Source organism: Bacillus sp. RE35, from assembly GCF_052146655.1.
Classification (GTDB): domain Bacteria; phylum Bacillota; class Bacilli; order Bacillales; family Bacillaceae_G; genus Bacillus_A; species Bacillus_A cereus.
This window is the reverse complement of sequence record NZ_CP197377.1, coordinates 4,136,131-4,149,611: the sequence shown is the minus strand read 5'-3', so window position 1 is coordinate 4,149,611 and position 13,481 is coordinate 4,136,131. Positions and strand designations below refer to the sequence as shown.

Here is a 13,481-nt window from a genome sequence, read left to right as displayed (position 1 = left end):
ATAATGGCAAAAGAATATGATTTAGTCATCGTTGGCGGCGGTACTGGTGGATATGTTGCTGCAATTCGTGCATCACAACTAGGGTTAAAAACTGCACTAGTCGAAAAAGAAAATCTTGGTGGTACTTGTTTACACAAAGGATGTATTCCTAGTAAAGCTCTTTTACGTAGTGCGGAAGTATATGCAACTGCTAAAAAAAGCGAAGAGTTCGGAGTTATTGCAAGCAATGTAGAACTAAACTTTGCGAAAGTACAAGAGCGTAAAGAGAAGATAGTAACGCAGCTTCATAAAGGCGTTCAACATTTAATGAAACAAGGTAAAATTGATGTGTTTGAAGGTATTGGCCGTATTCTTGGCCCATCTATTTTCTCTCCGATGCCAGGGACAATTTCAGTTGAACTTGCAAGTGGAGAAGAGAATGAAATGTTAATTCCAAAAAATGTACTTATTGCAACAGGTTCTCGTCCAAATTCATTACCAGGTTTAGAATTAGACGGAGAGTACGTAATGTCTTCAGATCATGCTCTAAAAATGGAAACGCTTCCTAGTTCGATTATTATCGTTGGTGGCGGTGTAATCGGTATTGAGTGGGCATCTATGCTTGCTGACTTCGGTGTAGAAGTTACAGTATTAGAGTATGCGAAAACGATATTACCACTAGAAGATCAAGACGTTTCAAAAGAAATGCAACGTCTATTCAAGAAAAAAGGTATTAAAGTGGTAACTGGTGCAAAAGTATTACCAGAAACATTGGTAAAAGATAATGGAGTAACAATCCAAGCTGAACACAACGGTGAAAATAAAGAATTTAAAGCAGAAAAAATGCTTGTATCTGTAGGAAGACAAGCGAATACGCAAAATATTGGCTTAGAGAATACAGATATCGTTGTGGAAAAAGGATACATTCAAACAAATGAGTTTTATCAAACGAAAGAATCGCATATTTACGCAATTGGAGATGTAATCGGTGGCCTGCAACTCGCTCACGTTGCTTCTCGCGAAGGAATTGCTGCAGTAGAACATATTGCAGGGAAAGAAGTTACACCAATCGATTACTCTATGGTATCAAAATGCGTATATAGCAGTCCGGAAGTTGCTTCTGTCGGTTTAACAGAACAAGAAGCGAAAGAAAAAGGCTATAAGTTAAAAGTAGGTAAGTTCTCATTCCGCGCAATCGGAAAAGCACTTGTATACGGAGAATCAGATGGTTTCGTAAAACTTGTAGTTGATGAAGAGACAAATGACATTCTTGGTGTTCATATGATTGGACCGCATGTAACAGATATGATTTCTGAAGCGGGTCTTGCAAGAGTACTTGATGCAACACCTTGGGAAGTAGCACATACAATTCATCCGCATCCATCATTATCTGAGGCGATTGGTGAAGCAGCACTTGCTGTAGATGGAAGAGCGTTACACGCATAAAAATGTGGATTTAGGAGGTTATGAAAAATGGCAGAAGTAAAAGAAAAGCGCCATGAAGAGCTTGGCTTAAGTGATGAGCAAGTATTAGAAATGTTCCGTACGATGTTACTTGCACGTAAAATCGACGAACGTATGTGGTTATTAAACCGTGCTGGTAAAATTCCATTCGTAATTTCTTGTCAAGGACAAGAGGCTGCACAAGTTGGAGCGGCGTTCGCTCTTGATAGAGAGAAAGATTATGCATTACCATACTACCGTGATATGGGTGTTGTACTAGCATTTGGTATGACAGCTAAAGAGCTTATGTTGTCTGCTTTCGCGAAAGCTGGAGATCCAAACTCTGGTGGTCGTCAAATGCCTGGTCACTTCGGTCAAAAGAAAAATCGTATTGTTACAGGTTCATCTCCAGTAACAACGCAAGTACCACATGCAGTTGGTATTGCATTAGCTGGAAAAATGGAGAAGAAAGATTTAGTAACGTTCGTTACATTTGGAGAAGGTTCTTCAAACCAAGGTGACTTCCATGAAGGGGCAAACTTTGCTGGTGTACACAAACTACCTGTTATTTTTATGTGTGAAAATAACAAATATGCAATCTCTATTCCAGTTGAAAAACAATTAGCATGTAAAAACGTATCAGATCGTGCGATTGGTTACGGTATGCCTGGATATACAATAGACGGAAACGATCCGCTTGCAGTATATAAAGCTGTAAAAGAAGCAGCAGATCGCGGTCGCCGTGGTGAAGGCCCAACTTTAATTGAAACAGTATCATATCGTTTAACAGCACATTCTAGTGACGATGATGATCGTGTTTATCGTGATAAAGAAGAAGTAGAAGAAGCAAAGAAAAAAGATTCAATTATAACATTCGCGGCTTATTTAAAAGAAGCTGGTGTATTAACTGAGGAATCGGAAAAACAAATGTTAGACGAAATTATGCATATCGTAAATGAAGCAACAGAATATGCAGAAAATGCTCCGTATGCAGCACCTGAAGATGCATTGAAGCACGTATACGCAGAATAGGGGGGAACGTTTCATGGCTGTAATGTCTTATATTGATGCTATTACATTAGCAATGCGCGAAGAAATGGAACGCGATGAGAAAGTATTCGTTTTAGGAGAAGATGTTGGTAAAAAAGGTGGCGTGTTTAAAGCGACACACGGTTTGTATGATCAATTTGGTGAAGATCGTGCGCTTGATGCACCGCTTGCAGAATCTGCAATTGCTGGGGTAGCAATTGGTGCGGCAATGTATGGTATGCGTCCAATCGCTGAAATGCAGTTTGCTGATTTCATCATGCCAGCAGTAAACCAAATTGTTTCTGAGGCAGCAAAAATTCGTTATCGTTCTAATAATGATTGGACTTGTCCAGTTACAATTCGTGCACCATTTGGCGGGGGTGTTCACGGTGCATTGTATCATTCACAATCTGTAGAAGCGATGTTTGCAAACCAACCAGGTTTAAAAATCGTTATCCCTTCTACACCATATGATGCAAAAGGCTTATTAAAAGCAGCCATTCGTGATGAAGATCCAGTATTATTCTTCGAACATAAACGTGCATATCGTTTAATTAAAGGTGAAGTGCCGGAGGATGACTACGTATTACCAATCGGAAAAGCAGATGTAAAACGTGAAGGTGATGATATTACAGTTATCACGTACGGATTATGTGTTCATTTTGCTCTTCAAGCGGCTGAAAAGTTAGCACAAGATGGCATCTCTGCACACATTCTTGATTTACGTACTGTATATCCATTAGATAAAGAAGCAATCATTGAAGCAGCTTCTAAAACAGGTAAAGTTCTTCTTGTAACAGAAGACAATAAAGAAGGAAGCATTATGAGTGAAGTGGCAGCAATTATTGCTGAAAACTGTCTATTTGATTTAGATGCGCCAATCGCACGTCTTGCAGGTCCAGACGTTCCAGCAATGCCATATGCACCAACAATGGAAAAATTCTTTATGGTAAATCCAGATAAAGTTGAAAAAGCAATGCGTGAACTTGCGGAATTTTAATCGGGGGGACTATACATGGCTGTAGAAAATATTACAATGCCTCAGCTCGGGGAGAGCGTTACAGAGGGCACAATTAGTAAATGGCTCGTTAATGTTGGCGATCACGTAAACAAGTATGATCCGCTTGCAGAAGTAATGACTGATAAAGTAAATGCTGAAGTACCATCTTCTTTCACGGGGATTGTAAAAGAGTTAATCGCTGGTGAAGGTGATACGTTAGCTGTAGGTGAAGTAGTTTGTGTGATTCAAGTAGAAGGCGCAGATGAAGTAGCAGCAACAGCTGTTGAAGAAAAAACGAAAGAAGAACCAAAGGCAGAAGTAGCTACGTCTGAAAAAGCACCGAAAGTAAAACAACCAACTGATGGAAAACCACGTTTTTCACCAGCTGTGTTAAAACTTGCGGGTGAGCATAACGTTGATTTAGATCTAGTAGAAGGTACGGGAGCAAACGGCCGTATCACTCGTAAAGATATTTTAAAGCTAGTGGAATCTGGAAATATTCCGCAAGCAGGTGCAGCGAAGAAAGAGGAAGCTGTAGCGGCAGTAGTAGAAGCTCGCCCAGAAGCACCAAAAGCAGCACCAGTAGCGCAAAAAGTAGAAGCTGCGAAACCAGTTTCTGTACCTACAATGCCTGGAGATATCGAAATTCCAGTAACAGGTGTGCGTAAAGCGATCGCAGCAAACATGTTACGTAGTAAACATGAAGCACCACATGCTTGGATGATGATTGAAGTAGATGTGACAAACCTTGTGTCATACCGTAACTCAATTAAAGGTGACTTTAAGAAGCGTGAAGGCTTTAACTTAACGTTCTTTGCTTTCTTCGTAAAAGCAGTAGCACAAGCGTTAAAAGAGTATCCTCAAATTAATTCAATGTGGGCTGGCGATAAAATTGTTCAGAAGAAAGATATTAACCTTTCTATCGCTGTTGCAACAGAGGAAGAACTATTTGTACCAGTAATTAAGCAAGCGGACGAGAAAACAATTAAAGGTATCGCTCGTGAAATTACAGAACTTGCAGGAAAAGTACGTACGAAATCGTTAAAAGCAGACGAAATGCAAGGTGGAACATTTACAATTAATAACACAGGATCATTCGGTTCTGTTCAATCTATGGGTATTATTAATTACCCACAAGCGGCTATTTTACAAGTTGAATCAATTGTAAAGCGCCCAGTAATTATGGATAATGGTATGTTCGGTGCTCGTGACATGGTTAACTTATGTTTATCACTTGATCACCGAGTACTTGATGGTTTAATTTGTGGTAAGTTCTTAGGGCGTGTTAAAGAAATTTTAGAAAACATGTCAGAAAATAATACATCTGTATATTAATAAAAAGCTCGCTTATGCGAGCTTTTTATTATCTTATTTCTTCATCTACATCCTACTATATGTATAAATATCTTTCCCAGTAATCTTACAATAAACGATTATGTATTAGGAATTTACGAAAATACATTGCTGATATATGGTATATGGATATAAAATAAGAAAAGAATAATTTTTTTGGCAAATCTTACTGATGAAACTGTAGTATAATATATTGTATTGTATGAAAAAGAGAGTTATTCTATATAAGTGTTTTATAGATAATGTGTAATCAGTCGTCAAAACATGAAGAATGTTGACTCCTGGTTTTTTATTTTTGCCGTAACAATGTTTCAGGAGGATGTCATGAAAAGAAGTACCGAGTTTCTAAAAAGTTTAGATGTAAAATTAATTTTAATTTTGTGTGCACTATGTGTGACGAGTATAGCTGCTATATATAGCAGTCAGCAAACGGGACAGTATGGAGCTGCAAACTTTGCTATGAAACAAGGTGTTAACTACATAATTGGGGTTGTATTGTTACTTCTTGTTGCAAGCATTGATTTAGATCAGTTACAAAAATTATCTTGGCCGCTTTATATTGCTGGGTTTGCTTCACTTATTCTTTTGAAAGTATTACCACCATCAGGTTTTACACCTGAAAAATTAGGTGCAAAAAGATGGTTTGTTTTCCCAGTATTTGGACAAATTCAGCCGTCTGAGTTTTTCAAAATTGCATTGCTACTTGTAGTAGCGAGTATAGCAGTAAAACATAATGCACAGTATATGGCAAGGACATTCCAAACAGATTTAAAGCTAGTAGGTAAAATTATGCTAGTGTCACTTCCACCTATGGCGGTTGTATATAGTCAACCTGATACAGGTATGGTGTTCTTATATGCTGCTGCTATTGCATGTATTCTATTTATGTCAGGTATTCAAAAGAAATTGATAGCATTATGTACAGTTATTCCGTTGACCATATTATCTGCTTTAATATTTATTTTCTTTAAGTATCAAGATTTTTTCTATAATAATTTAGTTACTTTACTAAAACCTCACCAACAGTCGCGTATTGTAGGTTGGTTAAATCCATTTGAAAATGCAGATCAAGGTTATCAAACGCAACAATCGATTTTAGCTGTAGGTAGTGGAGGAATGGAAGGTAAAGGGTTTGGGGGAGGAAGCGTCTATATCCCAGAGAAGCATACTGACTTTATTTTCGCTACAATTGCCGAAGAAGGTGGATTTATCGTAGCAGCCTTAGTTGTCTTCTTGTTCCTATTACTACTATATCGAACAATTATTATTGGTTATTCCGCTGATAATTTATTTGGTACATTATTATGCGCTGGATCGATCGGTATATTAACAGTTCAAATATTCCAAAACATCGGTATGATCGTTGGATTAATGCCTGTAAAAGGTATTGCATTACCTTTCTTATCGTATGGGGGAAGTTCCTTATTCTCGAATATGATTATGATGGGGCTCATACTATCGGTACGGAAAACGTATAAAAAATATATGTTTTCAGTTAAGTAAAAAAAGCTGGTTCGTTTTTAAACGAACCAGCTTTTTTTACATATATGCTCATAAACGTTGCAAACTAAAACAGGTTAGCAGTTTGAGACGGGTAAGGAGTGCAAAGTGATGCATATGCATATTTTTGAAGGAGCACGGCATCTTTCTAGTAGTGAATGGGTTATTCGGGCTATTATAGCATACATATTTTTAATATTAGTTGCGAAAGCGATGGGACAAAGGTCTATCGCACAACTTCGTTTTTTAGATGTTGTATTAGTGTTATTGCTTGGTGGGAATATTTCTAACGCATTGTCTGATGAAAAAGTAGGGTTACTGGGCTCGATGATTACAACGTTCATACTCGTTGTACTTCATATTATAAGCTCAGTTTTAATGCTGAAATGGGATAGATGGAGACGTTTTTTAGAGCCAGCACCTATCATTCTTATACATAATGGTTCCATTGATTTTAGCAATTTGAAAAAGGCGAGAATTACCGTGGAATATTTGTTTTCGGAACTTCGTATGCGAAATGTGAGCGATATTCAAACGATTAAATTAGCATTATGGGAAGCAAACGGTGTCGTTTCTATATTTCGGTATCCAGAATATGAAGCAGTTTCGCGGCTTGATCTTAAAGTGGCGGGAAAAAAATCCCCAGTTTCTTTTGTATTAGTAAAGGATGGGAGGATACAGAAAGATGTTCTTGCATTATTAGGAAAAACAGAAGCTTGGGCGAGAGAATTTCTAGAGGAGAGTACAGAAGTGGAATCTATTATGTTAGCTACAGTAGATGAATCACATAAAATAAATATTTTGTTAAAAAAATGAAAAATATACGCATTTTGTCGTTTCGAACATATGATACAATAGTGTGGACAACGAAAAAGGAGGCGATACGGTGGGATATGTAGAAGAATTACGAAAAATAGTTGGTCATCGCCCTTTAATTTTAGTTGGTGCTGTTGTACTCATTATAAATGAAAATGGATATGTTTTATTGCAGCAGCGGACAGAGCCGTACGGAAAATGGGGGCTACCTGGCGGGCTAATGGAGCTTAGTGAATCACCAGAAGAAACAGCTTATCGTGAAGTATATGAAGAGACAGGAATAAAAGTGAAGAACTTGCGACTAATCAATGTATTTTCTGGAGCGAACTACTTTACAAAATTAGCAAACGGTGATGAATTTCAATCTGTAACAACCGCCTATTATACAGATGAATACGAAGGGGATTTTGTTATGAATAAAGAAGAAGCAGTTCAGCTTAAATTCTTTTCAGTAACAGAACTACCTGACTATATTGTAGGATCGCATAAAAAAATGATTGCTGAATATATGAAGATTATGGAAAAAAAGATATAATCATAGTGAAAGAAATACAAAAACACAGTTCTGGTTGGTAGTCCAGACGCATGATTTCATGTCAGTAACCTTCCCCTCCGGGATGTCCTGTATTTCTAATCTTTTAAAGGAGGGGCTGTCAATGGATTTGACAGTATATCACGATGGCCAATTTTTTGTTGGAATCATTACATGTAAAGAACAAGGGAAATTGTATGGGGCGAGGTATATTTTTGGGGCGGAACCGTCAGATGAAGAAGTGCTTATGTTTGTGAATGGTTCACTTTTAGAGCATTTTCAGCACTTTGCAAAATGTGGTGTAGAAGTTAAAGAAAAACAGCGTCCTAAAAACATAAAGCGTATCATACGACAAGCAGCAAAAGAAATAAATATTAAACGTTTTACTAAGGCGCAAGAGGCGATTAGTTTATCTTATGAATTGCATAAACAAGAAAAGAAAGTGCAGTCTAAAGAGAAGCGAGAAGCTGAAAAAGAAAGAAGACGTTTAATGAAAGTACAAAAAGCAAAGCAAAAACATCGTGGTCATTAAAGAAAAGGTGTTAGAGCAAGAGCTCTAACACCTTTTCTATACTTAAATACAAGTAAACTTACTTGTATTTCATAAACATTAACTGGTAAGATACAAATAGGTAGTTTTAGAGGAGGGAAAAGAGTGATTAATTTTAACTTTTTTATGAATGATGTTGTCCGCCAAGCGCGTGAAGAGATTGTCTCTGCTGGATATACAGAATTGACGACGCCAGAAGCGGTAGAAGAAGCGTTTAAAAGAAATGGAACAACACTTGTAATGGTAAACTCTGTATGTGGTTGTGCAGGTGGTATTGCTCGTCCTGCTGCTGCGCATTCCGTACATTATGATAAACGTCCTAACCACCTTGTAACGGTGTTTGCAGGTCAAGATAAAGAAGCGACAGCAAGAGCGCGTGAATATTTCGAAGGGTACCCACCTTCTTCTCCATCATTTGCTTTATTAAAAGATGGAAAAATTGTAACGATGGTAGAGCGTCATGAAATTGAAGGTCATGAACCGATGCAAGTTATTGCGAAACTACAATCATATTTTGAAGAGAATTGTGAAGAACTATAAAAAATAAGAGAAAAGGCGGCACGTCCACAATCAAGTGGATGTGCCGCCTTTTTTATTTATTATTAAAATTTATGGAATATGCATAGTTGTGTTATTTTATGCATCATTTTATACATAAAAAATAGCATTTATATTGTTTTGTTATTTATTTTTATTTTATATATTGCATAAAAATAAAAGTGCTGATACAATACAAACATCGAATAAATATTCTATTAAACTTTTAAATATACATCATTAGGGGGAAGAAAGATGAAGAAGTTAGTATCAATATCGTTTGCACTTATTTTAATTGTAAGTATATTCAGCGCTTGTAGTAATGGGGAATCGAAAGAAACAAAAGGAAATAAAAAAGTACTCGTAATGGGAACTTCAGCAGATTATAAACCTTATGAATATGTAGATGCGTCAAAGAGCGATGAAATTATTGGCTTTGATGTTGATGTTGCTAAATATATCGGAAAAGAACTTGGGTATGAAGTGAAAGTGAAAGATATGGATTTTGGTGGTTTATTAGCATCTCTTAGTTCAGGAAAAGTTGATTTCGTAATGGCAGGCATGACGCCAACTGCAGAGCGTAAAAATAATGTTGATTTTACAGATATTTATTTTGTTGCGAAAAATATGGTCGTTTCTAAAAAGGATTCTAACATTAAATCTGTAGAGGATTTAAAAGGGAAAAAAGTAGGAGTACAAACAGGGTCTATTCAAGAAGAGAAAGCAGCAGAATTTAAAAAACAAGTAGATTTCCAAGTTGAGGGACGTGACCGTATACCAGAAATCGTACAAGAAATTAAAGCTGGTCGTTTTGACGCTGCAATTATAGAAGACACAGTTGCTAAAAATTATTTAGAGAAAATGAAAGATTTACAAGGAATTGAAATTAAAGAAGCGCCAGAAGAAGTTGGAGCAGCAATTGCCCTTCCGAAAAACAGTGATAAAACAGCTGAATTCAATAAAGTAATTAAAAAAATGCAAGAAAATGGAGAAATGGATAAATTAGTGAAGAAATGGTTTGGCAGCGGAAAATAAGCTGCCTTTCACTTTTCTGTGAGGGGAATGAAAAGAATGAACTTAGATTTTTCGGCGATTACGCCTTCGATACCATATATACTAAAAGGTTTAGAAGTTACTTTGAAAATTGTAGCAGTATCAGCTTTAGCAGGATTTATTTTAGGAACGCTATTAGCACTTTGTAAAATTGCTAGAATACGAGCATTAAATATAGCAGCAGATTTTTATACATCAATTTTTCGTGGTACACCCCTTGTATTGCAATTAATGATTATTTATTTCGGTGTCCCGCAAATAATTGGTTATGAAATACCAGCATTCTTAGCTGCTGTACTTGCATTTAGCTTGAATTCAGGTGCATACATGTCAGAAGTAATTCGTGCTGGTATTCAAGCGGTTGATAAAGGACAAACAGAAGCAGCAATGGCTTTAGGGGTACCATACGGAAAAATGATGAGAAATATTATTTTCCCTCAAGCATTAAAAAATATATTACCAGCGCTTGTGAACGAATTTGCGACACTTACGAAAGAATCGGCTGTAGTAACAGTAATAGGCGCGACTGATTTAATGCGTCGTGCTTACATCGTAGGCGGTGAGACATTTAAATATCTTGAACCATTACTTTTTGTTGGACTGATTTATTATATGTTAGTCATTATTCTTACATTAGTCGGGAAGGCAATTGAAGGGAGAATGAAGAAAAGTGATTAAAATTGAAAACCTTCATAAATCATTTGGTAAAAACGAAGTATTAAAAGGAATTACAACAACGATTGAAAAAGGGGAAGTAGTTGCAATTATAGGACCTTCTGGATCAGGAAAATCAACATTTTTACGTTGTATGAATATGTTAGAAGCACCAACGGATGGTCACATTTGGATTGGAACGGAAGAAGTAACGAATCCGAAAACGAATGTTATGCATGTTCGTGAAAATGTCGGTATGGTATTTCAACATTTTCACTTATTTCCTCATATGACTGTATTAGAAAATATTACGTATGCTCCTACCAATGTAAAAGGGGTAACGAAGCAAGAAGCTGAAAAGAAAGCTGAGAAACTTTTAGAAAAGGTTGGACTAGTAGATAAAAAAGATACGTATCCAAATCGTCTTTCGGGAGGACAAAAGCAACGTGTAGCAATTGCAAGAGCGTTAGCAATGGAACCCGAAGTTATGTTATTTGATGAACCGACATCGGCGCTAGATCCAGAGATGGTGAAAGAAGTGTTAGAAGTTATGAAATCGTTAGTTACGACAGGAATGACGATGGCTATCGTTACACATGAAATGGGCTTTGCAAAAGAAGTGGCAGATCGTGTTCTTTTCTTGGACGGAGGAAAGCTTGTAGAAGATAGTGCGCCAGAAGAATTTTTTGCAGCGCCGAAAAGTGAACGTGCGCAACAATTTTTACAAAAAATATTGTAATATGAAAAGGTTATGTGAATAATAAGTAGAAAAGGATGACATTGTGTCATCCTTTTTTTATACTAGCTGTAAATACGTTTATACATATAGGAGTAATGATATGTTTAAAATTGGATACCGTACAGTAAAAACAGCAATAGGGACAGGCGCGGCAGTTTTTATTGCTCAGTTATTAGGGTTGGAATTTTATAGTTCAGCAGGTATTTTAGTTATTTTATGTGTACAAAATACGAAGCGCAAATCGCTTCAAGTGTCGTTACATCGTTTTCTAGCTTGTGTATTATCAATGGTATTCGCGTTTTGTATTTTTGAAACGATCGGCTATACACCACTTGCAATTAGCATATTGTTACTTACATTTATTCCGACTGCAGTAATGCTTAAAATTCAAGAAGGCATTGTCACGAGTTCAGTTATTGTTATGCATCTATATTCATTGAAGCAAATTACATGGCTTATAGTTGGAAATGAAATTGCTATATTAACGATAGGGATTAGCGTGGCGTTATTAGTAAATATGTATATGCCGAGTAGTGAAAATAAGCTAAAAGAGTATCAGGATAAAATAGAGAGCAATTTTAAAACGATTTTGTTTGAAATGGTTGTGTATTTACGAAATCGAGAAAGTAGTTGGAGTGGGGCAGAACTCATTGAAACCGAGAATATGTTAAATGAAGCAAGAGATTTATCGTTTAAAAAACTTGAGAATGCATTTATGCGAGAAGATGATTATTACTATCGTTATTTTAATATGCGTATGCAACAATTCGAAATTTTAGAGCGAATGATACCACTAGCAGCTTCTTTATCATGGACATATGAACAAGCTGATATGATTGCAGATGTTGTTGAAAACATTGGTAATGCTATTAGCCCTGAGAGTACTGGCGTTATTTCCTTAAGGCAGCTTCAAGAAATGAGGGAATTATTTAGAGACATGCCATTACCAGCTACACGCGAAGAATTTGAGATACGTGCGAAACTTGTTCAACTTGTGTATGAAATGGAACAATATTTACTCATTAAAAGTCGCTTTAAGGGAAAGGATAATATAAAAGAACTTATATAGAAGGTAGGAATTATCTATGCCGTATCTTCTCTCTATCATATTATGTCTTTCTTTATCGCCGATTTGGCCTCTTGGGGATAATCCACGTGCCGGAGATCCTTTTATTATTGTAAATAAAGCAACGAATAAATTAGCTTACATTGACGATGGGAAGATTCAAAAGGTTTTTCCAGTAGCGACAGGGAAAACGAATGAATTAACTCCAGAAGGAACTTTTGATGTTGTAATGAAAGCGAAGGATCCGTATTATATTGCGAAGAATATTCCAGGTGGGTCGCCAAAAAATCCACTTGGGTCAAGGTGGATTGGATTTAATGCAAGAGGAACTGATGGAAGTAAATATGGAATACATGGAACAAACCAACCGAGTTCAATTGGAAAGTATATTTCACAAGGGTGTATAAGAATGAAGAAAAACGATGTGGAATATTTGTTTGATCGCATTCCAATTGGAACGAAAGTATGGATTGTGAAATCGAAAAAATCATTTCAGCAATTGGCAAAAGAAAAAGGAGCCGTTGCATATGAAAAAGCCAACGAAAAGGTTGGCTTTTTCTATTATAATAAGTTGTCTTGACATGTGTACATAACCGTGCGTTAATGAGAATATAGAAAGATAAAATTAGATAAAGGGGTTGCTCATATGTACTTGAATCCAAAACTTTCGTATATGCAGTTTTTTATGGGATTTCTATTTGTTATTACATTCATATTGGCAACTTTTAATATATGTTCTTATCTTGTAGCGATTGTATGTATGGCATTACTTAATCTAACTTTTGTTATTGGAGCATTTCAGCAGAAACAATATACAAGTTTTGTAATAGCACTTGTAATGTCATTTTCCTTTAGTATTGTAGCGATTGTGTTTTATATAAAATAAACCATCTCGATGTCGAGATGGTTTATTTTGTCATGTGTAAAAAGTAAAAAAAGGACGAACACATCGCCCTTTTTACCAAAACATACTCGCGCCAGCAAGTAATGTTGTTACAAGCATAGAAATCAGCATCACATAAACCATAACTTTTTGAGCTTTTTTATGCATCGTTATACCTCCTTGCAAATCAGTACAATTTCATTGTAACGAGAAATGAAATTATGGACAAGGGGAGAGTGAGGACAAAATTCGGGAGGGGATTGCAAAATATAACAGGAAATTTGAGTGTGTATAGAGAATATAGTAAAAGGGTATATTGTTAATTTTTAGTTGGGCAAGCTGAAGAA

Annotated in this window: 16 protein-coding genes; 15 read left to right on the top strand and 1 reads right to left on the bottom strand. The window is 36.4% G+C overall.

The genetic code is table 11. The annotated features are described in order from the left end of the window. Positions 1 to 3: 3 nt before the first annotated feature. From lpdA to ACTL4X_RS21015, 15 genes are all read left to right on the top strand, one after another. Positions 4 to 1,425 carry a dihydrolipoyl dehydrogenase gene (lpdA, locus tag ACTL4X_RS21085; RefSeq protein WP_001051292.1) on the top strand — a complete coding sequence of 474 codons (1,422 nt, stop codon included), beginning with the start codon at positions 4 to 6 and terminating at the stop codon, positions 1,423 to 1,425. A gap of 27 nt (positions 1,426 to 1,452) precedes the next feature. After that, positions 1,453 to 2,454: a 3-methyl-2-oxobutanoate dehydrogenase subunit alpha gene (bfmBAA, locus tag ACTL4X_RS21080; RefSeq protein WP_000852551.1), complete on the top strand. Its 1,002-nt coding sequence runs from the start codon at positions 1,453 to 1,455 to the stop codon at positions 2,452 to 2,454. 13 nt (positions 2,455 to 2,467) lie between these two features. Beyond that, on the top strand, positions 2,468 to 3,451 hold the full coding sequence (bfmBAB, locus tag ACTL4X_RS21075) for a 3-methyl-2-oxobutanoate dehydrogenase subunit beta (protein ID WP_000290071.1): 984 nt from the start codon (positions 2,468 to 2,470) through the stop codon (positions 3,449 to 3,451). Between the two features lie 15 nt (positions 3,452 to 3,466). Then, on the top strand, positions 3,467 to 4,786 hold the full coding sequence (locus tag ACTL4X_RS21070; protein WP_000257660.1) for a dihydrolipoamide acetyltransferase family protein: 1,320 nt from the start codon (positions 3,467 to 3,469) through the stop codon (positions 4,784 to 4,786). A 342-nt stretch (positions 4,787 to 5,128) separates the two neighbouring features. Beyond that, positions 5,129 to 6,307 carry an FtsW/RodA/SpoVE family cell cycle protein gene (locus ACTL4X_RS21065; protein WP_000831181.1) on the top strand — a complete coding sequence of 393 codons (1,179 nt, stop codon included), beginning with the start codon at positions 5,129 to 5,131 and terminating at the stop codon, positions 6,305 to 6,307. A gap of 108 nt (positions 6,308 to 6,415) precedes the next feature. Then, a complete protein-coding gene (locus ACTL4X_RS21060; protein WP_000550974.1) occupies positions 6,416 to 7,120 on the top strand; it encodes a DUF421 domain-containing protein in 705 nt (234 codons plus the stop codon). A 70-nt stretch (positions 7,121 to 7,190) separates the two neighbouring features. Further along, entirely contained in the window at positions 7,191 to 7,655 is a 465-nt protein-coding gene (locus tag ACTL4X_RS21055) for an NUDIX hydrolase (RefSeq protein ID WP_000542536.1), read from the top strand. Between the two features lie 121 nt (positions 7,656 to 7,776). Further along, entirely contained in the window at positions 7,777 to 8,184 is a 408-nt protein-coding gene (locus tag ACTL4X_RS21050; RefSeq protein ID WP_000366599.1) for a YjdF family protein, read from the top strand. A gap of 144 nt (positions 8,185 to 8,328) precedes the next feature. Beyond that, positions 8,329 to 8,742, top strand: a complete 414-nt coding sequence (locus ACTL4X_RS21045) for a BrxA/BrxB family bacilliredoxin (RefSeq protein WP_001979317.1) — start codon at positions 8,329 to 8,331, stop codon at positions 8,740 to 8,742. A 252-nt stretch (positions 8,743 to 8,994) separates the two neighbouring features. Next, a complete protein-coding gene (locus tag ACTL4X_RS21040) occupies positions 8,995 to 9,774 on the top strand; it encodes a transporter substrate-binding domain-containing protein (RefSeq protein WP_000737673.1) in 780 nt (259 codons plus the stop codon). Between the two features lie 36 nt (positions 9,775 to 9,810). Further along, the gene (locus tag ACTL4X_RS21035; RefSeq protein WP_001046916.1) at positions 9,811 to 10,470 is read left to right on the top strand and encodes an amino acid ABC transporter permease; all 660 of its coding nucleotides are present in this window, start codon (positions 9,811 to 9,813) and stop codon (positions 10,468 to 10,470) included. Further along, the gene (locus tag ACTL4X_RS21030; protein WP_000590206.1) at positions 10,463 to 11,185 is read left to right on the top strand and encodes an amino acid ABC transporter ATP-binding protein; all 723 of its coding nucleotides are present in this window, start codon (positions 10,463 to 10,465) and stop codon (positions 11,183 to 11,185) included. The genes ACTL4X_RS21035 and ACTL4X_RS21030 overlap by 8 nt, the downstream gene beginning before the upstream one ends. A 100-nt stretch (positions 11,186 to 11,285) precedes the next feature. Continuing rightward, positions 11,286 to 12,254: an aromatic acid exporter family protein gene (locus tag ACTL4X_RS21025; RefSeq protein WP_000472671.1), complete on the top strand. Its 969-nt coding sequence runs from the start codon at positions 11,286 to 11,288 to the stop codon at positions 12,252 to 12,254. A gap of 16 nt (positions 12,255 to 12,270) precedes the next feature. After that, complete coding sequence (locus tag ACTL4X_RS21020; RefSeq protein WP_001146568.1) at positions 12,271 to 12,831, top strand: L,D-transpeptidase; 561 nt, start codon at positions 12,271 to 12,273, stop codon at positions 12,829 to 12,831. A 66-nt stretch (positions 12,832 to 12,897) separates the two neighbouring features. Then, positions 12,898 to 13,137, top strand: a complete 240-nt coding sequence (locus ACTL4X_RS21015) for a DUF3894 domain-containing protein (RefSeq protein WP_000281167.1) — start codon at positions 12,898 to 12,900, stop codon at positions 13,135 to 13,137. Between the two features lie 72 nt (positions 13,138 to 13,209). Here ACTL4X_RS21015 and prli42 read toward each other — a convergent pair whose 3' ends face one another. Next, on the bottom strand, positions 13,210 to 13,302 hold the full coding sequence (prli42, locus tag ACTL4X_RS21010; protein ID WP_000549040.1) for a stressosome-associated protein Prli42: 93 nt from the start codon (positions 13,300 to 13,302) through the stop codon (positions 13,210 to 13,212). Positions 13,303 to 13,481: the final 179 nt, after the last annotated feature.

Coding starts and splice junctions, on each gene's coding strand:
- prli42 (WP_000549040.1), bottom strand. CDS start 13,302: ATGCATAAAAAAGCTCAAAAAGTTATGGTTTATGTGATGCTGATTTCT.
- ACTL4X_RS21020 (WP_001146568.1), top strand. CDS start 12,271: ATGCCGTATCTTCTCTCTATCATATTATGTCTTTCTTTATCGCCGATT.
- ACTL4X_RS21045 (WP_001979317.1), top strand. CDS start 8,329: ATGAATGATGTTGTCCGCCAAGCGCGTGAAGAGATTGTCTCTGCTGGA.
- ACTL4X_RS21070 (WP_000257660.1), top strand. CDS start 3,467: ATGGCTGTAGAAAATATTACAATGCCTCAGCTCGGGGAGAGCGTTACA.
- ACTL4X_RS21015 (WP_000281167.1), top strand. CDS start 12,898: ATGTACTTGAATCCAAAACTTTCGTATATGCAGTTTTTTATGGGATTT.
- ACTL4X_RS21065 (WP_000831181.1), top strand. CDS start 5,129: ATGAAAAGAAGTACCGAGTTTCTAAAAAGTTTAGATGTAAAATTAATT.
- lpdA (WP_001051292.1), top strand. CDS start 4: ATGGCAAAAGAATATGATTTAGTCATCGTTGGCGGCGGTACTGGTGGA.
- bfmBAB (WP_000290071.1), top strand. CDS start 2,468: ATGGCTGTAATGTCTTATATTGATGCTATTACATTAGCAATGCGCGAA.
- ACTL4X_RS21035 (WP_001046916.1), top strand. CDS start 9,811: ATGAACTTAGATTTTTCGGCGATTACGCCTTCGATACCATATATACTA.
- ACTL4X_RS21060 (WP_000550974.1), top strand. CDS start 6,416: ATGCATATGCATATTTTTGAAGGAGCACGGCATCTTTCTAGTAGTGAA.
- ACTL4X_RS21040 (WP_000737673.1), top strand. CDS start 8,995: ATGAAGAAGTTAGTATCAATATCGTTTGCACTTATTTTAATTGTAAGT.
- bfmBAA (WP_000852551.1), top strand. CDS start 1,453: ATGGCAGAAGTAAAAGAAAAGCGCCATGAAGAGCTTGGCTTAAGTGAT.
- ACTL4X_RS21050 (WP_000366599.1), top strand. CDS start 7,777: ATGGATTTGACAGTATATCACGATGGCCAATTTTTTGTTGGAATCATT.
- ACTL4X_RS21025 (WP_000472671.1), top strand. CDS start 11,286: ATGTTTAAAATTGGATACCGTACAGTAAAAACAGCAATAGGGACAGGC.